The organism is Lysinibacillus sphaericus, assembly GCF_001629735.1.
Taxonomy (GTDB): domain Bacteria; phylum Bacillota; class Bacilli; order Bacillales_A; family Planococcaceae; genus Lysinibacillus; species Lysinibacillus pinottii.
In genome coordinates, this window is record NZ_CP015224.1 from 4,019,456 (window position 1) to 4,039,503 (window position 20,048).

General features: G+C 36.5%; 14 protein-coding genes. 7 read left to right on the forward strand and 7 right to left on the reverse strand.

Annotated elements, in window-relative coordinates:
* Positions 1–51: 51 nt before the first annotated feature.
* The 4 genes from A2J09_RS19810 to A2J09_RS19825 all read left to right on the forward strand — a co-directional run bounded on the left by A2J09_RS19810 (position 52) and on the right by A2J09_RS19825 (position 4,551).
* The gene (locus A2J09_RS19810; RefSeq protein ID WP_031418105.1) at positions 52–666 is read left to right on the forward strand and encodes a PH domain-containing protein; all 615 of its coding nucleotides are present in this window, start codon (positions 52–54) and stop codon (positions 664–666) included.
* A gap of 121 nt (positions 667–787) precedes the next feature.
* A complete protein-coding gene (locus A2J09_RS19815) occupies positions 788–2,143 on the forward strand; it encodes an acetamidase/formamidase family protein (RefSeq protein ID WP_012292462.1) in 1,356 nt (451 codons plus the stop codon).
* Positions 2,144–2,335: 192 nt separating this feature from the next.
* Positions 2,336–2,890, forward strand: a complete 555-nt coding sequence (locus A2J09_RS19820; protein WP_012292463.1) for an HPP family protein — start codon at positions 2,336–2,338, stop codon at positions 2,888–2,890.
* Positions 2,891–3,105: 215 nt separating this feature from the next.
* The gene (locus A2J09_RS19825; protein WP_227256957.1) at positions 3,106–4,551 is read left to right on the forward strand and encodes a hypothetical protein; all 1,446 of its coding nucleotides are present in this window, start codon (positions 3,106–3,108) and stop codon (positions 4,549–4,551) included.
* 46 nt (positions 4,552–4,597) lie between these two features.
* Here A2J09_RS19825 and A2J09_RS19830 read toward each other — a convergent pair whose 3' ends face one another.
* Positions 4,598–5,782, reverse strand: a complete 1,185-nt coding sequence (locus tag A2J09_RS19830; protein ID WP_031418107.1) for a CaiB/BaiF CoA transferase family protein — start codon at positions 5,780–5,782, stop codon at positions 4,598–4,600.
* A 486-nt stretch (positions 5,783–6,268) separates the two neighbouring features.
* On the opposite strand from A2J09_RS19830, the gene A2J09_RS19835 reads away from it, so the two are divergent.
* On the forward strand, positions 6,269–7,831 hold the full coding sequence (locus tag A2J09_RS19835; protein WP_012292466.1) for a sensor domain-containing diguanylate cyclase: 1,563 nt from the start codon (positions 6,269–6,271) through the stop codon (positions 7,829–7,831).
* A 450-nt stretch (positions 7,832–8,281) separates the two neighbouring features.
* Positions 8,282–12,535 (forward strand): S-layer homology domain-containing protein, encoded by a 4,254-nt coding sequence (locus A2J09_RS19840; protein ID WP_012292468.1) that lies wholly within the window; start codon positions 8,282–8,284, stop codon positions 12,533–12,535.
* Positions 12,536–12,914: 379 nt separating this feature from the next.
* On the opposite strand, the gene A2J09_RS19845 is transcribed toward A2J09_RS19840, so the two are convergent.
* The 6 genes from A2J09_RS19845 to A2J09_RS24310 form a co-directional block, all read right to left on the reverse strand.
* Positions 12,915–13,712, reverse strand: a complete 798-nt coding sequence (locus tag A2J09_RS19845; RefSeq protein WP_012292469.1) for an alpha/beta hydrolase — start codon at positions 13,710–13,712, stop codon at positions 12,915–12,917.
* Positions 13,709–14,701, reverse strand: coding sequence for an ABC transporter substrate-binding protein (locus A2J09_RS19850; protein ID WP_012292470.1), 993 nt, complete (start codon positions 14,699–14,701; stop codon positions 13,709–13,711). The genes A2J09_RS19845 and A2J09_RS19850 overlap by 4 nt, the downstream gene beginning before the upstream one ends.
* Before the next feature lie 45 nt (positions 14,702–14,746).
* Entirely contained in the window at positions 14,747–15,934 is a 1,188-nt protein-coding gene (locus A2J09_RS19855; protein ID WP_012292471.1) for an AraC family transcriptional regulator, read from the reverse strand.
* 26 nt (positions 15,935–15,960) lie between these two features.
* Positions 15,961–17,589, reverse strand: coding sequence for an ABC transporter substrate-binding protein (locus tag A2J09_RS19860; RefSeq protein WP_012292472.1), 1,629 nt, complete (start codon positions 17,587–17,589; stop codon positions 15,961–15,963).
* 97 nt (positions 17,590–17,686) lie between these two features.
* Positions 17,687–18,427 (reverse strand): ABC transporter substrate-binding protein, encoded by a 741-nt coding sequence (locus A2J09_RS19865; protein WP_231112977.1) that lies wholly within the window; start codon positions 18,425–18,427, stop codon positions 17,687–17,689.
* A 57-nt stretch (positions 18,428–18,484) separates the two neighbouring features.
* The gene (locus A2J09_RS24310) at positions 18,485–18,643 is read right to left on the reverse strand and encodes a hypothetical protein (protein WP_227256956.1); all 159 of its coding nucleotides are present in this window, start codon (positions 18,641–18,643) and stop codon (positions 18,485–18,487) included.
* A gap of 585 nt (positions 18,644–19,228) precedes the next feature.
* On the opposite strand from A2J09_RS24310, the gene A2J09_RS19870 reads away from it, so the two are divergent.
* The gene (locus A2J09_RS19870) at positions 19,229–19,816 is read left to right on the forward strand and encodes a hypothetical protein (protein ID WP_012292475.1); all 588 of its coding nucleotides are present in this window, start codon (positions 19,229–19,231) and stop codon (positions 19,814–19,816) included.
* The last annotated feature ends 232 nt before the right edge of the window (positions 19,817–20,048 follow it).

The following is a 20,048-nucleotide window of genomic DNA, read 5'->3' on the forward strand; positions in this document are numbered from 1 at the left end:
TTTACAGCTACTAAACGTAAAAAGAGTATAGACAAATGAGGAGGAATGGCAATGTTTAAAAAAATAGCTGCCGATGCATTAGGATTATCTGATATTGGAGTAGTCGTTCAAAGAGAAGACTATGATAAAACTGATGCTGATGATTTTATACTACATGAAATAGATGAAAAAATTTACTTTTTAATTAAAACAAAGGCAGATGAATACTGCTTTACAAATCGTGCTATTCTCCATGTAGATGGCGAAAGCGCTATGAGTAAGAAACGATTACTACGTCGCTATGATTATTCTATGTTCGCCATTACAGATGTTTTTCTCGAAACAGCAGGAACAATTGACCTTGATGTCGAAATTAAGTTTACAATCGGTAATTCTCCACTTTCCATCGACATTCATAAACGCTTTATTGATGACATTAAAGATTTATATAAAGCGCTACATGCGATTAGCTACGAACAAAAGAACAATGCCTATAAGTTAGAAGTAGCAGAAAAAAGCTTACATATTGCTTCTTCATCACTTGGACGAATTGGCAATGATAATATTTCTCCGTCCGCATCATTTGAGGCAATTACCCGCTTTGCAAATACTTGGATGATTGATCATAAAGATCAGTACAAAAAAGAAGATTTCTCACATATTTTTGATTTATATATGAATAATTAACGGTTCAAAGTAGTTTTTCCTGCTACTGAAAGAAGAAAAAAATAGCTCTCTGCAAATGTGGAGAGCGTTTTTTTACATATAACTTCATACATAAAAAGACAAACTAGGAGCGTGACGAAAAATGACAAACGAATTGCATGTGCTTGACAAAGAGGGACTAGAAAGTGACTTTATACAGCAACCGCAAGCCGCTGAGACATTGTTCGTAAATGAGTTCATAGATGGTATTTTAGATCCTTCACAAGAAATGCTTGGACCAGTTAAAGATGGTGGAACAATCATTGCCAATACTACACCTGGATGCTGGGGACCCATGCTAACACCAACTATACGTGGTGGACATGAAGTAACGAAGCCCGTTTTTGTGGAGGGGGCTGAGGTGGGTGACGCGATTGTCATAAAAATTAAGTCTATTCAGGTTACTTCAATGGCCACTTCCTCTGGTCACGATGAGCCCATCACAGATCGCTTTATTGGTGATCCGTTTGTTTCCGTAAAATGTCCAGGTTGTGGCAAGCTCCATCCAAGCACTGTTGTTAAAGGTATAGGACCTCAAGCAATTCGCTGTTCGACATGTGATACAGATACGGCACCATTCAACATGACTAATGGCTACACAATGGCATTTGATCATAAAGGACATATAGGTGTAACGGTTGGACGAGAGGGTGCCCGTCGTATTGCTCTTGATGCCAAAAATTACATGAGAACGCCCGAAAACTCTATTCAAAATCCTGTTGTAGCATTGGCACCAAGTGACATAGTAGGTGTCATGGCTAGAATGCGTCCATTTTTAGGTCAGCTTGGTACAACCCCTTCAAAGGCAATGCCCGATTCTCATAATGCAGGTGATTTCGGTTCATTCTTAATTGGGGCACCACATGAGTATGCCTTCACACAGGATGAATTGGATTTACATCGTACCGATGGACATATGGATATTAGCAGAGTTCGTGAAGGTGCAACGATTATTTGCCCTGTAAAAGTTCCTGGTGGCGGCATATACATTGGAGATATGCATGCTATGCAGGGAGATGGTGAAATTGCAGGACATACAACTGATGTAGCAGGGATTGTACAGCTTCAAGTTCATGTCTTGAAGAAAGTAGCATTGGAAGGCCCTGTGTTACTACCAAATGAGGAAGATTTACCATATACAGCAAAGCCATTTACAAAGGAAGAAAAACGTCGTGCACGCGAGCTAGCAGAGGAATTCGGTGTAAAACAGATAGAAGAGGCTTTACCCGTATCAATAGTTGGTACTGGCAAAACGTTAAATGAGGCAACTGATAATGCTATTCGCCGTGCATCCAAGCTATTTGAATTACCTGAATCAGAAGTATTGAATAGAGCAACCATCACAGGCTCTATAGAAATTGGTCGTCATCCAGGAGTAGTCACAGCAACTTTCCAAGTACCTAAAACGATACTGAAAAAGGTTCGAATTTTTAAAACGGTGAAAAAACAATACGATTAAAGAATCAATTTGTATGAAGGCAAACTTTCAAGGGTTTGCTTTTTTTGTATGAGTTGTGAGTAGAAAAAGTGAGTATTTGTCGGAAATTTGAAGTTAGAATTGAAATCTTATGATGGGTTGATATAATGATAAAAGTTTAATGTCCACCAAGGTGTAAGTATTAAAATAGAGAAATAGTAAAGTCGGTGCTGAATGTCAGAATTAGTGCGAATAGGAAATAAAATTGAAAAAAAGAATATCGTAAAGCCCTTTCTTTTAAAGATGAAGGGAGGCGGACATGCACCTTCTCGAACAAATTTTGCTGATGCCTTTACAGGAGCGGTAGGAGGCCTAATCTGTATTTTTGTATTGCTTTTGTTAACAAATTATACAGATGCCCCTTGGTTAATGGCATCTCTTGGGGGGAGCTGCGTTCTAGTATTTGTCGTTTGGAATGCGCCATTGTCTCAGCCTCGAAATATTATCGGTGGACATTTGGTTTCTGCATGTATTGGGCTAACGCTGTATTCAACATTAGGTTCGAATATATTGTCCATCAGCCTTGGCGTTGGTTTAACCATATTTTTCATGGCCCTCTTAGGCATTATCCATCCTCCTGCAGGTGCCAATCCTATCATTATTATTCTAGGAGGCTATAGCTGGAGTTACTTAATCCTGCCTGTATTAATTGGAGCAGTCATTATTGTTTTCTTTGGTTTGTTAATTAATAATTTAAGAGAAACACGAAAATATCCACAATTCTGGTGATTAAGATTCCATCTATGAAGTACTCACTTCATAGATGGATTTATTTATTTGCATGTGGCATACCACTATTTTTTTAGCATATGTTAGTTAAGATTTGTTATATTGAAGAAAGAGTGTTAAAAACATGTATTTTAAAGATAGGGGAAGATCTTTGTTGGTCGAACTTGATGGGAGGCTCCAATTGTATGCTGTTGGACTGTGATGAGCAATTATTCATGACATATAAACAAAGTAATGTAGAGGGTGCTGAAAATTTACTTGCAACATGGCTAGAGGCAGAGGTAGATCTGCAAGAAGATCCAAAAATACTTGGTACTTCGCTCTCACCTAAACTATTTTTAGTAAACGAAGAAATGGCTATGAATATTGCCTTTTCCACAGCACGTAAATACTGGGGCCGTGCATCAACAGATATGCAAATGTATTTTGACAAGTACGGGTTAGATGCAAAATTTGTGAATGATCGGCTCAATGCCTTTTTTTACACACAAAAAGGAAAAGAAACTTTTTTTGAACAGCTTTTTGCTCAACATACAATAGATTTGGAACGGTTAATTTGGTTGGTTTTTGGGAAAAGAATGCAGATGGAAATGCCAGTGAATGAGCTACAGACAATTATGTTATATAAATTTCAAGATGAGTATTTAGTGCATATGATGTATAAGGAACATACACCATTTTGGCATTGGCTGTTCACAAAAAAAGTTTATTCACTTTTTATCCACAGACCTTTAGAACAATTCACATTTCTTTATGAAATAATGGGACATTTCGAGCATTCTATGAAAATGAGCTGTGAACATGTGGATAACTTTGTGAATAACTATAAATTGATACTGGATAAGTGTATAACTCATGTGGATAAAAATAAATCTAGCTGTTTGGCTAAGAAACAGCTACGACTTTACCAAATTGTTACACATTATTGCTTATCGGAGGGTGATTATAAACGCGTCAAAGACTTTATTACTTCATTTGAAGCGGAATGGCGCTACTCCATGTATGCTTTAACCGAGAAGGAAAAAGTGTTAATTGCCTATATTTTATTTCATATAGCAAATAGAGAACAGCAAAGTGAAAAAGTTATATATTATGGTGAATATTTATTAGAGGATGAGCGCTTAAATAATTACGCTATTGAAATTCTATTGGAATATAAAGACCTTTTGCCAAATCGTAAACCTACACCACCAGCAATTATAAAAAATTATCAATTAAATTATTTAGAAAACTTATATGCGATTTTACTTGATCATTATGTAAAAGCGACACGCTATGAGGATGGCTTACTACTTTTAAAGGAGCATGTACTAGCGTCTAACAAAAAGATAAATACCTCTTTAGTACAAAAGAATTATAGCAGTGAACAACTAATTGCAATTGAGGCATACGTTCAACAGGATATTGCGCTACAGGTTAACAACTCATTACAGCATATTGGTTTGTCGGTAGAAGAGTGGCGACAGAATTATCGTCAACCGGAAGTACCTTACTATATCGTGGCACAGAGTGCATCCTGGCATATGTTAAATATTTTAAGGGTTTTATTTGTAACGGAGCAGTTTGAGCTTTTTGAGAAATTAATGGAAATCTATAAAAAATATTTATTAATTGATGATCATTTTGAAAATCTACGCGTATTTATTAGTGCCTATGTATAAAAAAAGTGTCTAATACGTCCTTTATCGACGGTATTAGACACTTTTTTTATTCCAAAACGCCTTTATCTTTCAAAGCCTTGATTTGTTCAGTACCATAGCCTAATGAACTTAGAATTTCCTCATTATGCTCACCTAGCTTAGCACCAACATGCTTATATTCTGGTTCAGAGCCATCAAATTTAAGAGGAGAAGCAATTTGTTGTTGTAATGTGCCATCCCCTTTAGGAATGGAAACAATCATTTCTCTTGCCTTTAGTTGCGGATGCTCGCAGGCTTCCGGGAATGTGAGAACAGGCTCCACACAACCTTCAAAATCTTCATTAAATACTTCTAGCCACTCCTCATACGTTTTCGATAAAAATGCATCATGAACAGCCTCTTTAAAGCGAATTTGTGTGTAGTAGGAATCATTGAAAGTATTATCAATCAATTCAGGAATATCGAGTGCTTCACAAAGCAATTTCCGAAATTGAGGCTCTAGACTACCGACTGAGAAGAAGCGACCATCCTTGGTTTTATAAAAATCATAGTAACTGCCACCGTTTAAAATTTCCTGTTCTGGCTGTGGTACACGTCCACCTCCAATAAAGGCAGAACCATACATAGCATTTAGTGAAAATACAGCATCTGTCATGCTAATATCAATGAATTGACCCACACCTGTTTTCTCACGATGAAGGGCAGCGGCCAATACCCCAATTGCAGCATGCATCGTTCCACCTGCAATATCAGCTAGCTGTATTCCCATAGAGACAGGCTTTTTATCTTTATGGCGTGAATAATCAAGGACACCTGCTAATGAAAGGTAATTATTATCATGTCCAGGTCGATTGCTATATGGTCCTGTTTGTCCATAGCCTGTAATCGCACAATAAATTACCCGTGGATTTATTTCTTTAAGCGCTTCGTAGCCGATCCCAAGTCGTTGCATCACCCCTGGTCGGAAACCTTCAATAATTACGTCATATTCTTGTACAAGAGATTTCACAATTTCAATAGCTTCCGATGATTTCAAATTGAGTGTGAGCGATTTTTTAGAGCGATTTAAATGCTGATGGATGTATGCTTCATGATCATCATCGTAAGGAGGCATGATTCTTGTTAAATCAACCCTTTTTGAAGATTCAACATGTATGACATCGGCTCCTAAATCAGCAAAAATCATTGTCGCCATTGGTCCTGGTAGTAATGCAGAAAAATCGAGAATTTTTAACCCCTTTAAAATACCCAAATCTTCCAACCCCTTTTTGTGTAGGCTACACGACCATGCAAGATGGTTGAGTAGCGCTTTTCTCATAATCCCAGTTATGCACAAACTGTAATAATACAGAATATTTAATTTTAATCAGTATTATAACAGAATGGAACTTCCCTTGCCTATGTTATTTTTATTATAGAATAAACAGTTCTACTTTTATATGTCAGAATAACAATAAAAGTAAAAAAATTCCGAATTTAGATGACTAATCAACTGTCAGATAATCGTTGTCAAATATCAGAAAATTTAGCAAAGGGGGATGGACTTGTTAGAGAGAGAAAGTTTACTGTATATCCATATTATTCACCTCTCATTATTGATACAATCCTAGAGATATGTTCTAGTGTTTAAGGGAAGGTGTTTCTTCAGGAATTTCCTTTTCTCAAGATGAGCTGTTGCTTATTATAGGCACTAATTGTTAAAAATTATAAACATACTAACACATTTAGGTGGGAAGTAATGAAATCACATCAATTAAAATTAAAGAATTTAATTATGGGAGTAGCTATGGCTGCATTCTTCTTTACAATCATAGGTAGTGTTTGGGGCGGGTACAGAATGAATGTTGACTCCATAAAGGAAAATACACTTGAAACAAATCATGTGTATGCGCAAAAATTGGCTTCAACCGCAGATGCCTATCTTCATGAAGCCTTTCAAATTTTAAGCTATAGTGCCAATCAAGTGAGCGAAAATTTAGGTGATGAGCAAATTTTAAATAGGGAAACAGACCGTCTCAGATTACAAAATGAAATGTTTAATTCAGTCGTCATAACAAATGCTGAAGGACTTGTCTTATCCGTATCACCTCCCTCCATTGAAATTAAAGGTGAGGTTTTAACATCTCTTGGCGCTCAAGAGGCATTAGCTAAAAAAATACCACTTGTTTCTAAGCCGTACGAAGCGATGACAGGGCGTCTTATTATTTTTATTTCCCATCCTATATTTTCAGCATCTAACGAGTATTTAGGGATGGTAGCAGGAACGATTTATCTAAAAGAACCAAATGCCTTTAAAACGTTATTAGGAGAACATTATAGTAAGGATGGCTCCTATGTATATGTTGTAGATTCAGATGGACGCGTTATCTATCATCAGGACCCAAGCCGTATCAATGATGTTGTCACAAAAAATAAAGTCGTTCAGGCTGTGATGTCTGGTAAGAGTGGGGTTCAAATCGTTGACAACACAAAAGGAGTGAAAATGCTTGCTGGTTTTAGTTCAGTGTCCTCCACAGGTTGGGGAGTTGTCGCGCAGAAGCCTTTAGAAGTAGCACTGGCTCCTTCCTTCGATAGAGTGCAGGAAGTTATTATTAAATCTGTACCGCTTATGATCGTTTCAGTTGTCATTGTACTTTGGGCAGCGGCTCGTATTGCTAATCCTTTACAACAATTAGCGATGTTAACAGAAGAAAGTCTCGATAAGAAAAATGTAGAAGGTTTAAAATCTGTCAGTGGTTGGTACTTTGAAGCCCATTCGTTAAAGTATGTCTTAATTCGTAGTCTATCGTTTTTACATGGACAGGTTACATTTTTCAAGGATCAATCAACGGTAGATCCATTAACGGGTGTTACCAATCGACGAACGATGGATGCTATGCTGGCGGAGTGGTTTGAGAATAGGGTACCACATGCCATCATTTTGCTAGATTTAGATCACTTTAAAAGCGTGAACGACACATACGGTCATGCTGTTGGCGATAAGGTCCTGCAGTTTTTAGCAAAACATATGCAATCTGTAGCGCGAGAAGGGGATGTATGCTGTCGTTATGGTGGTGAGGAATTTGTGATGCTTCTGCCAAACACAACAGTAATAGAGGCTGAGCAAGTAGCGGAACAATTACGGGGAAATTTAGCTGAGACGGATAGCCCTTGTGGTAGACCAGTAACATTATCCGCAGGTATAGCTTTATATCCTGAAATGGCAGCTACGCCCGAGACATTGATTGAAGCGGCGGATGGAGCCTTGTATGAAGCGAAACAAGCTGGACGTAATCAAGTTAAGGTTGCTGTAAAAAAATAAAGTAAAAATTAATTAAAATAAGCTTATATTTTTGATTTTGGGGTAATTGTTTAATGCAAACAACATTTGGGCAAGCTATTTGTAAGTCATTCGTCAAATGACTATAAATCCTGTTCAGATGATATGTAATTCGGGTCACATCTCTCGATCGACTTGACCAGACGTAAGGTTATCCCCCTTTCCCTTATGACACCACAAGTACGACTAGATGTATGCCTATATATCGTGAAAGTCAAGTGAGCACCGATGCTCCTTGGCTTTTTTGTTGTTGGAAAATGCCATAGGAAATTTTTTCAGTAAGACTTGTATGGAACTACTATGTGTATCAATAAATTTACTTGACTATTTTAGATTTATCTATGAAGATTCAACTGTTCTTGGTCGATATAAAGGGTATGATGAAAATGATATTTGTACGTATCAAAATACATAAGTGAAAGGAAGAGTGGAATGGATAAATCTAAAATCCAAAAAGTAAATAAAGCATTGATTGCAACAGTATTTGCTTCAAGTGGGATTGCGGTTGTAGTGCCTTCACCACAAAAAGCGGCAGCGGCTACTTCTCCCTTTACAGACATCGACCAATACTCGGTTCATTATAACGATATATTAAAGCTCTATTCTCAGGGCGTAATTAATGGGTTTGCCGATAATACCTTCCGACCAGATGTCAATGTAACTCGTGGACAAGCAGCAAAAATGCTGGCTACAGCCTTAAAATTGGATACTAGAAATGTCCAAGATCCTTATTATAAAGACGTGCCGAAAGGGAGCGAATTTTATAAGTCAGTGGCTGCACTACAAAATGCAGGCATTATGTCTGGTTATTCAAACGGCACATTTATGCCTAATGAGGTAATGACTCGCGGCGAATTAGCAAAAATATTAGTGTTAGCATTCCATCTGGAGGTTTCTCCTAGTTACAACAATATTTTTAAAGATGTAGATAGCAAATCAAGCAATGCAATCTATATTCAAACACTAATTGATTTGAATATTACGGAAGGCACAACGCCTGTAACATTTTCACCGTTTGATCCTGTAAATCGCGGACAGTTTGCTTCTTTTGTTGTCCGTTCACAAGAGAAAAAAAATAATGAAACATCTTATAAAATCACAAGTGTTGATGATGATGCCGTTTATATAAATGGGAAAGCTTATACAGTTTCAGAAAATTTGTCACATATTTTTAACGACTATAATGCACCAGTCTTAAAGGGTGCTTATATTGAAGGGAATCTTTCTAGTAAGAAGATTCTATCCATTTCTAAATTAACTATAAATGCTAGTGGTACAAGCAAGGATTTCCTTGATTTTGATGGGGACCATGGCTCATTAGGAGCTACCATTGAGGTGAATGGTAATTATATTGAATTTAATAATCTAAAGATGACTGGGACTATGTTTGTCAATGAAACAGTTCGTCCACCATTACATTTAGGTGCTATAAACAATCAGCCTTTATCAATTGGACGTGTGGCAAGTAACAATATCTCATTTATCAACTGGTCAGATCCCGATAATTCTAAGGGCGACGATTCATCCATTAATAATTCGACAAACGATCTTCAGAATTGGACGAATCAAAATCCTGATAAAGACAAGCCTTTTGTCAACTGGTCTAACGAAAAACAGGAAATGAAAAATGTTGAAAAACATCTTGAGTTTTATAACAGTACCGTTTCAAGACTAGTCGTCTCACAAACAGGTACAAAAATCGAATCCAATATGAAACTACCACGTGTAGATATTATCGGAAGTGTTCGCGAATTTGAAATTCAAGGTTATATTGGCACGTTAAATCTCAATACTGAAACACCGCTAACAATTTACGGTTCAGGAAATATTGATTGGATTAACTACAATAGCCGCACAGACCTAGAATTATATATTTATGGTCGAATTGGCACATTATTTGTTGATAATGTATACGGCAAGATTGATATTGGAGATTATACGTATATCGATAAAGTCATCTTACCTAAGGATGGGTCGCCAAATAATATCTTCGACGATTTCCTTGATGATAAAGATAATATAGGCAATATTACTGATCCAGATGGCAAACCAATCGATAAAGATGAAAACGAGAATCAAAATCCTGATGATAAAACAAAACCTATCGTTAGCATTACAAATGTCAAAGTGCTAAATGGCAGTGAGATTCAAGCAGACTTCACATCAGATGAAGTTGGTACGTACTATTATATTGTCCGTGAAAAAGGAGCAGAAGCTCCAAATAAACGTGAAATGGTCAATCATCTGTCAAATGAGAATATAGCTTACGGAAGTGGTGCCGCAGTAAAAGGCACAAACTCTGTTAAGGTATCTAATCTAGGTGAGAAAAAAGAATATGTCATCTACATCATGGTTGTAGATGGCTCGAAAAATGCATCCGATATCGTGTCACAATCATTCCAAATGAAAGATGCAACACCACCAGTAGTAAAATCTTTACAAGTTACACCATTACACGGAGGCACAAGGGCTGAATTCAAGTTTGCAGCAAGTGAACCTGGAGATTATTACTACTATGTACGTAAGAAAACAACAGCTGCTGATCCGACAACGGCAGACATCGTCGCTAATCCAACAGGTAAAGGAAAGGCAAAAGCTGGTGAGCTAGGTATAACAGAAATCTTAACGGGCTTAGATGCTGAAACAGATTACCAGTTGTATGTCGTAATGAAGGATGATTCAGGAAACTACTCTGTAGATCCTGCTGTTGTAAAGGATTTTAAAACTAGTGAGCTTGATAATGTTCCTCCATATGTTGTTGGTGGCCAACTTGTTTTACTAGATGAGATTAAAAATGAATTTTATATAACTGTGAGTGAGGAATTAGATCCTATTTCTGCTGAAAAAGTAGAGAACTATGACCTTTCTGGTACAGGGATAGTCAATCAGGGTGCTCAGCTACCGATACATCCTACAAAGGTTGTCTATAATAAAGCTCAGAAAAGACTTATTTTCACCATCCCATCGCTAACAGGCTTTGTAAATGGGGATAACCTAGTTGTTACTATTTCACCGAATGTTAAAGATTTAGCTGATATTGAATTTGAAAATATTAATAATATCCCTATAAATACTGTTCCGCGGAACACAGCTGAATATATTCATAATGATATTGAATTACCAGTGCTTACAATTATAGGGGAGCCTGCTATTAATAATGCAAAGGATCAAACACTTTTAGAGTTTAATGCTTCAAAAGCTGGGACATATCATTATTTAATTATGGAGTCAGATTTAACACTTACGCGTGATGATCGCTTACGCTTAATTGAAGCTGTCCAATTAAATGAGACGACATTTAAAGTAGGAACACAGGATGTTGCGATTGTTGGTAGTGGAGGAAATAAACCTGCACAATTAGGAAAGCAGAAGGTTACAATTCCTTTACCAAATACATTCCCACCATTAGATCCATTTAAGAGCTATTCCATTTATATGGTCTTACGTGATCGTTCAGGAAATGTTTCAGATATACAAACTAAACATGTGATTGATGATAGAACTGCACCAAAGATTGAAAATACTTCGATTAAAATAGCTGAAGGTGATAAAAAAGCTACCTTTAAATTTATGTCAGATGAAGCTGGTACGTATTACTATATTCTTCGCAAAGCTGGTGATACCACAGTTCCAGTACCAGCAAGCGCTGAAGAGGTTATCGAAAGAGGAAGAGCAAGTGCTATGCGAAAGGATACAAATGAAATTAACCTTTCCCCTCTTGAACCACATGAGAATTACGAGCTGTATGTTGCTGTTAAAGATAGATATAACAATTCAACAATGGTACAAGTTGGTACAGAGTCAACAATCTATACTCATGATGAAAAGCAAAATAAACCAATTAGTTTGACACCAAGCCTAAATAATACGGGGATTATGGCATATAAATTCTTTTCTGATGGTACACCACCGAAGGTCGAAGATCCAATCGTTAAACAGCTCGATGGAAAAACATTAGAAGTAACTTTTTCTGAGGCTGTTGAATTAAAAGCTTCAGACTTCCAATTAGTGAATCCTGAAACAGGCACTGCAATTACCCCTACTTATGCTTCATGGAAGTGGCAGGACAAGGTAGACGAGATTGATGAATGGAAGCCACGCAAAATGATACTAACATTTGCAAACGAAGTTACACAAAGCTTTGATATGACAATCAATGCCACAGCTAAGGATAAAGGCGAATGGACATTCAGTAAATTAAAAGCAGAATACAAGTATCCTGCAAAAGTGAATACAATTACTTCAGCAACATTAGTACCTGATATACAGTACCCAGGTGACTTAAATATTTCTAAACAGGTTCGAGTGATTGCAAACTTAGATGCAGATATAACATGGAATCAGCATTACTATTATGCAGTTCTTTCTAAGAACCAAGGTGATCTAACAATCGCTAATATTAAAGATATTATAGAAAGAGCTGATAGCAATAATTACACAGACATCCCTGGTGGGGGAATAATATCTTATGGTAAGGGGCAAATAACAAAACCATCAGATGCAAGTTCTGAAAAAACATTTACTGCTATCCAAACAAGCACTGATCCAAATTCTACAAACATATTCCAGAAGGATCAAAAAATATATTTATTTACGAAGGATAAATACGGAAATATAGTTTATGCGAAAGAATCTACATCTCCAACAGCTCCAAACTATGTATTAATTCAACCTAGAACACAGTAGAATATAAGAACACTAGCTATAAATTATAATAGCTAGTGTTTTTTTATTTGCCTAAATACTAAATTCATCGATATTCCGGCCAGCCTTGAGTCAATAGGAAGCACTTGAATACAAAGAATGGAGAATATAAAAGTAGCTTGATGTTGTAGGAAAAGATAGAAAAATAACATAAAATCGAGGAATTAAAAACAAGAGCCATTGTGGAACTCTTTATCTGCTATAAAAAACAATAAAATACACTTCGTTGGGGATAAATGGAATTGTGATAATATGAAAAAGACCATGCTGTTAAAGGGATTTCCAAATATATAGATAAAATAAGAAAGAAGAGGTGTGTTACAAAAAGCCAAAGTGAAATAAATCCACTTTGGCTTTTCAACTAACCATCTAAAAAGCGGGGCAGACGACTAAGCATGCAAGGTAGTACGCTCACATGGTCCTCATCATCGAACTTCACATAATTAGTATAAATGTTTTTAACTCTTAATGGTTTCATTCGTTCAGCCGCTAGGTCAGCACCTTCGAGCATATCGGGCAGCTCATTAGCGCCGATTGTGAGTAAAAGATTTATAGCATGCTGACCGTTCCAATCTCCAAAAAATCTGTCCATTTCTTTTAATATCGCATTGTCTGCCCACCAAATAGAGGGACTGCTAGCTACAATATGACTAAATAAATGGGGTCTCTCACATAAAGCATATAGAGTGAAAAGACCGCCTAAGGAATGTCCAACAACGGCTTGTTTCTTTTTGTTAATGGACCATTCCTTTTCGACAGCAGGCATTAGTTCATATTCAATAAAGTCTAGAAAATCATTGGCTTTGCCGTTTGGAGGCCAAGGTGTACCATCTGGACGTGGTGGCAGCTTTCCTTCACTAACAGGAAGGGTAAAATCATTACAGCGACGTTCCATATCAAAAGGCTCCTTAGAGGGATAGCCAATACCAATAACAAGAATGGGCTCATAGCCTTTTGGTTTGCGTGTTTGTAATTTTACCGCCTCTGCAAGCGTTGGAAAAAGAGCATCTCCATCTAATGCATAAATAACGGCATAGCCATCTACCGGTGGTGCGTCTGTTGGGTTAGCAATTAATATTCGATAGTCTTGCTTGTAGGACGTCATGGCATACTCAAAATTGGTTTCTGTTATATAGGGTTTCTTTATCTTTGCTGTCATGGCGCTAAAAACTCCAATACATCATCTATCACTTTTTCTTGTGCATGAATACCACCATTTAGCCAATAATCCTCAGATGTTTCAAATACCTGATTGTTTTTAAAGGCATTTGTACTTTGCCAGATAGGACTGTTCTTCAGTTCATTTATAAATGAATCTCCAAGATTACCATCATTGATCAGGAAAATATAATCAGCATCTAATTCGGGTAGAATTTCCAAAGATACTTCGAACGCACCATTCTTCACGTAGCTGCTTTGCTCAAACCCTAATTCATGTGTTAATACATACCCACTGAAATATTCATCCGTCATGAAAAACATCCCTTTTGCGTTAAAGCGAATTAACGCTACTTTTTTCCCTTTTGTTGTGGAAGCCAGCTTTGATTTTGCTGCATCCACCTTTTCCTGATAATTCTGTATGGCGTGTTGTGCTTTATGGGGCTCGTCTAGTAATTGCCCTAACATTTTAATAGAACCTTCTATATCAGTTGCTGCATTTTTAAACACATAGGTTGGTGCAACTTTTGCGTATTTTTCATAGGTGCCATTTTCAACATAAAAGGAATTATGTAAAACAATTAAGTCTGGTTTGTCTGCCATAATTGCTTCAGGAGATGGGGGACCACTGGCAAAGCTAATTTCCGGTACGCCTTGTAGCTGTTTCTGTAAATAGAGCTGTGGTTTAACTCCATTCGACCATTGCATAGTAGGCTTAATACCAAGAGCTAGTAAGGAATCCTCCAAAACAGGTGCGAATATTTTAGAGGGTTTTGCAGGTAATGTTACATCATTGCCAACCTCATCTTTTATGGTTAATGGATAAGCACTTTGCTCCTTAATATTGTCTGGGTTTGCCTGAGTATCTACCTTTTTTTCGTTACTGCTTGATTGGGCATTGCAGGCAGAAAGTAATCCAATAGCTAGCATGAAAGTGGCCAGAATATAGACAGATTTTATAATCGTTTGATTACGACCATTGTGTGTCATTGTAGTTCAATGTCTCCTTTCATTGATAATCATTCTCAAATGGAATTATAATTCACTATCGGATACGATACCATGGACGGGAACAGGAAAAGAGCTTGGATTTTTTCCGGTTAACATAAGCAACATTTCATCCAGCATCCGGTTTACCGCAATAGCAGAGTATTCAAACCAAGGATTTGATGGCAAAACATAGACATATCCATTTTTTATAGCTTGGAGCTCTTTCCAACGATCAAGGTATTGTAAAGTGAGCCAATAATTTCGAGTCGGAGAATCTGGACAAACGATAAATAGTAAACGATCTGGGTTTATGTCTCCTAGCTGATCAAGCGTAATTGGCTCGTTACATGTTTGCTGTTGTGCATCAATAGGGAAGAGCTGCAAATCGGTAAATAGGACATCCTGAATTCCTTTATTGCAATATAAAAATAATTGGTCGCCACATAAACGTAGAACGGCAAAGCTATCTTCCTTGGTTACTCGTTTAATTTCTTGCTTTGCCTCTAATGCCTTTTGTTCGTACGATTGAATGAAATGCTCGCACACGCTTTGCCTTTTGACAGCAACAGCTATTTCTCTTAGTTGTGTTCGCCAATCCTTTGCCTCAATATATACACTTTTAATACCAACTGTTTGAAGCCAATCAAGCATGGAAAGAGAGGGCTCCTCTTGAAAAATATGAATATCAGGCTTTGCTGAGGCTAATTTTCTAAAGTTATCCTCTGATTCTGCATCAAATATATTCACATGCACTTGGATTTGGTCTTGATAATGATTGTAATAATAAGGACTCCATTTAGCATTTAATGGGGCCGCAACGGGAATAATGTCAAGAGCTAATAAGTTTCCAATAGTGGACACAGAAAAGGTAGAAATACGCTGGCGGGCTATTTTACTAAAAGCAGAAGGCGAAACCCCAACCTCCTTTTTAAATTTACGACTAAAATAAAATTCGTCACTGTAGCCAACTTCTCTAGCAATCTCACGTAGTAATAGGTCGGTATCACGTAATAATTGTTTGGCATGTCCAATACGTAGCTCTGTTAAATAATCTGTGGCACTTTGTCCAAATGCCTTTTTAAAGGCCTCTCCAAAGTAGCTAGAGCTTAGACCAGAAATAATTGCGAGATGCTTAATTGTGAGAGGTTGATGATGATTTTTAGCAATATAATCTCGTATATCCTTTAATGATATTTGAGTGGTCTTTTTATCTGTCATATTTTCTGTCTTCATATAAAGTGTCACCCCTTGAATTTATGTTACTTTGCAGTAATTAATAATCTAGGTAAAGCGCCAAGTAATTTTTCTCTCGTAAAGGCATCGTTATAATTCCATTTTGTTGCGTCCACTAAATAAAAGTGGTTGTTCTGTACAGCCTTGAGATTCTTCCAAATATCACTATTCATCAATTCCATCGTGGCCATTTGCGATTCGGGCTTATCAGATAAGAGCAGGAAGATTCGATCACCAACATACTTTGGTAAGTGATCTATTAGTATTTCTTTATAGCCCTTGCCTGCTTGAAGCAATTTTTTAACTTGCTGGTGTGGCGTAAATCCATCGGGATGAAAAAGAGCAGGGGATAGACCTGTACAGCCCATGACATAAAGGCGTTGTCCATGATCAAAGGTCAAAACAGTTGCAGTTTCACCCGGGGCTACAACTGTTTGTAGCTGTTGCCACATTGTTTTTTCTTGGACTTTATAGCGCGTTAGCCAATCTTCTGCACGTTGTTGCTGGCTAAGCCATTGTCCTAATAAAAGGATGCGTTCCTCTAAAGAATCCCAAGAATTTAAGGTAATAGTGGGAGCAATTGATGATAGTGCTTGATATTGCTGCTCATCATTATTTGTAAAGATAATTAAATCTGGGTTTAGCTTCGAAGATTTTTCAAGATTGATGGGAAAGGCCACATCTTGAATATAAGGAACATGGTTTTTATAAAAGGATTTACTAATAGACCTCTTGTCACCGCCTATTGGTTGAACATCAAAGATTAGCATATCCCCAAAGGTTTCTCCGTGATAAATAATCCGGTGGGGGGCGGATGGGATGGTGACTTCATGTCCAGTCCAATCTTTTACCACTGTTCGTTGCCTATATTGTCGTGCAAACTGTTTTGGCGGAATACCGATCACCTGTCGGAAGCGGCGATTAAAATAATACTCATTATCAAATCCGACTCGTTGAGCAATTTCCTTTAATGGCACATTAGTTTGTAGTAATAATTCTTTTGCGTTTGTAAGACGTAAGTCTGTAATATAATCTAATGGCTTTTTCCCTGTTAAAGTTTGAAAGATTGAACTATATTGCCATTGGGCGATATGAGCAAGTTCAGCTAACATTTTAACTGTTAAAGGCCGTTGAAAATATTTATGTATATAGTTGATTGTTTCTTCGACTGCCTTCGTCATAGTTAATGGGGCGTTGTTATGAAGCTGATGTTCAAATAATAAATTTAATAGTTCATATAAAGCTCCTTGCTGTTTAAAATAATCTGATTTGGTCTTTAATTGATACATGTCTTCTGTAAGACGGATAAATCGTGTATTCGGATAAACGGTATGCTCCACTTCATCAGAAAAAATTGGTCCAAGATAAGGAGAAGGGAGCTCCTGTTGTAGCTGGAAAGCTGAAAAGGTTATTTTATAGAAACAGAATTCATTAGTTAGATTCGATAAATCGATCATAGAATGAGGTTGTATAAGGAAAATTTTTCCTTTTGTCACCAAATAGGGAATGTCATCTATCGTTAATGTCCCACAGCCATCCGTAAAAAGTATCATTGTATGGTGTGATGGGCAAATAAAAGGATAGCTCTGTGAAATACAGTCAATATCTTCTAAATGAAATAATAAATTATGTCTAAAAGAATGATTGTCTTCCATTTATTCACACCCTTTCTAAATGAAAATGATTATCAATTAACTTTATTGTATAAAAAGTAAAGAGACATTTCAACAAAGATGAAATGTCTCTTTAAATCTATTTTTTTAACATAGTAGGTAATTCTGTTAATAGCCATTCTCTAGTTGAGGCATCGCTATCACTTTTCTGAATATCAATCATATATACATGCCCATTTTTAACAGCAGGTAGGCTCTTCCAAATTGGGCTATCCATCATCTCTTTTGTCGACTGTTTCGCTTCATCATCTACTGGCGTTAGGATGAAAATACGATCGCCAGCATATTCAGGAAGAAGCTCTGTGGAAATTTCAGCAAAGCCTGTGCCATCATCAAGGATTTTTTGAATTTTATTACCAGGCTTAAGTACATTTGAATCGTATAAAACTTGAGAAAGCCCAGCGCGTGCCATTACAAATAATCGATCCCCTGGATAGTATGTTAGTACAGATGCAGTTTCATCGGCTTTAACAGTCCCATCAGCAACAAGTGACTCCCACATGTTATCAGCTTTTTCTGTATAATCAGCTATCCATTGAGTTGCTTCTTCTTTTTTATTAAGTATATCGCCCAGTTCCGCTAAACGTTCATTCAACGGTGCAAACGTATCAAACACTATAGTTGGAGCGATTTTAGATAGCTGTGAATATGTTTTATCATCAGAAGTACCAATAATAATAAGGTCTGGCTTTAATGACAATGTTTGCTCTACATTAATCGGAAAACCAACGTCCTCCACATCTTTTACACGATCTTCCCAAGCATAATCAGTAATCCAGGAGAAACCCGCACCAACTGTTTTGATATTTAATGCGAGCACATCCCCATATCCTTCGCCATGATAAACCACTCTCTCAGGATTTACAGGGATTTCTACCTAATGACCTAAATAATCCTTATAAATACGTGTTGTTGGTTCTGCTGTTGCTGTCTCTTTTTGACTAGTCTCTTGAATGTTAGAACCACAAGCAGTTAATAGGATTCCAACCAGTAGTAAAAGGCTACAAATGAGCATATGCCGATTTAATTTTCTCATATCTTTTCCTCCGTAATTGATAATCATTATCATACGTTAGCATAAATTAAACCTTATCTTAGAACAATGGACAAACTAAAAATAGTACATTGAGGTTTATCCAAAAATTGCATTGACGTAGGCTGATGCATCGAGACATTTTACAATATTGGACCATTGTCTGGAAGGAAGTTTTACACTTCGTAGACCAAAATTTTAATGGGGGCAAAATAGTAACATGATGAATATTTCTTCAAAAATCTATGCGCATAGTTACATAGACAATTTGTTTGAAGTACTGATGTAGATATTGAAAAGATTTATAAAAAACGCATAGAACATGGAACACTTCATTTAAACATAATTTTTCAAAGTTCAATAGCTAACCGACAATGTAAAAAAATTTGTAAATACAATAACTTGCTTTAGTGAAAAGGCAGTCATGACAAGAGGTGAACCTTAATCGTTACTGCTTTTTTCATGTGTTATAACGTAAATTTGTATACGGCATAGGCTTCTTGGATAAGAAACAAAATTGCACTTCTTTATTTGGGAAAAATATGGTAACATAAAAAAGTACCAATAATTTACAAAGGGGATGATTTTATGTTTAAAAGGATAATATTACCATTTTTAATTTTATTATCTGTAGTTACTGCTGTTTTTACAATGGATTCGAAAACAGCAACAGCAGAAGAAGTAGTTGATTTAGAAGAGGTAGTTAACTCAGAAGAAGTAGTAGTTGATTCAGAAGAGGTAATTAATTCAGAAGAGAATGTAGAAGTTGATTCAGAAGAGGTTACACCTTATTTTGTTAATGATTTTCGATATCGAAAGGTAAATGTTAAAACATACAATGAATGGTCGGACTACAAAAGAGCTTCTGATAATATAACGACAGGCAAAGGAGGCGGTTCTATTACAGCAACCAAAAGTGTCACTTTCGGAACAGATGTATCTGGAGCAATAGATGGACTAGGGATATCAACATCAAAATCTATTACTAGCTCAATAGGGTATACATTGAATGCTGACCCTAATAAAACCGTTTATATGGGATATAGAGTATATTATAAAGTGGAAACTGGTACTAGAGAGTATTATGATTTAGTAACTGGTAAAGTGCTAAAAAGTAATAGCTATACTGTTAAGGTTCCACAACATGGAGAGTTTAAATTAATAACTGCTAAGTAACAATTAATTAAAAAACAAGACTAGCTAATATAGTTAGTCTTGTTTTAATTTTGTGGAGAGAAAGTACCCTAATTTTGAAAGTAAATATAGTAAAAAAATAACCATTAAATTTCTGGATATTACATATCCATCAATTGCAAGATTATAACCTTTTGGTATTAAAATATTGCTATTTAACAGAATGTATATGGCAGATAATATAGGAATTATAATACATAAAAGTCCTAATAAT

Excerpts from the sequence above, each read along its gene's own strand:
- A2J09_RS19820 (WP_012292463.1), top strand. The coding sequence starts at position 2,336 with ATGTCAGAATTAGTGCGAATAGGAAATAAAATTGAAAAAAAGAATATC.
- A2J09_RS19815 (WP_012292462.1), top strand. The coding sequence starts at position 788 with ATGACAAACGAATTGCATGTGCTTGACAAAGAGGGACTAGAAAGTGAC.
- A2J09_RS19810 (WP_031418105.1), top strand. The coding sequence starts at position 52 with ATGTTTAAAAAAATAGCTGCCGATGCATTAGGATTATCTGATATTGGA.
- A2J09_RS19870 (WP_012292475.1), top strand. The coding sequence starts at position 19,229 with ATGTTTAAAAGGATAATATTACCATTTTTAATTTTATTATCTGTAGTT.
- A2J09_RS19835 (WP_012292466.1), top strand. The coding sequence starts at position 6,269 with ATGAAATCACATCAATTAAAATTAAAGAATTTAATTATGGGAGTAGCT.
- A2J09_RS19855 (WP_012292471.1), bottom strand. The coding sequence starts at position 15,934 with ATGAAGACAGAAAATATGACAGATAAAAAGACCACTCAAATATCATTA.
- A2J09_RS24310 (WP_227256956.1), bottom strand. The coding sequence starts at position 18,643 with ATGAGAAAATTAAATCGGCATATGCTCATTTGTAGCCTTTTACTACTG.
- A2J09_RS19850 (WP_012292470.1), bottom strand. The coding sequence starts at position 14,701 with ATGACACACAATGGTCGTAATCAAACGATTATAAAATCTGTCTATATT.
- A2J09_RS19840 (WP_012292468.1), top strand. The coding sequence starts at position 8,282 with ATGGATAAATCTAAAATCCAAAAAGTAAATAAAGCATTGATTGCAACA.
- A2J09_RS19845 (WP_012292469.1), bottom strand. The coding sequence starts at position 13,712 with ATGACAGCAAAGATAAAGAAACCCTATATAACAGAAACCAATTTTGAG.
- A2J09_RS19860 (WP_012292472.1), bottom strand. The coding sequence starts at position 17,589 with ATGGAAGACAATCATTCTTTTAGACATAATTTATTATTTCATTTAGAA.
- A2J09_RS19825 (WP_227256957.1), top strand. The coding sequence starts at position 3,106 with ATGACATATAAACAAAGTAATGTAGAGGGTGCTGAAAATTTACTTGCA.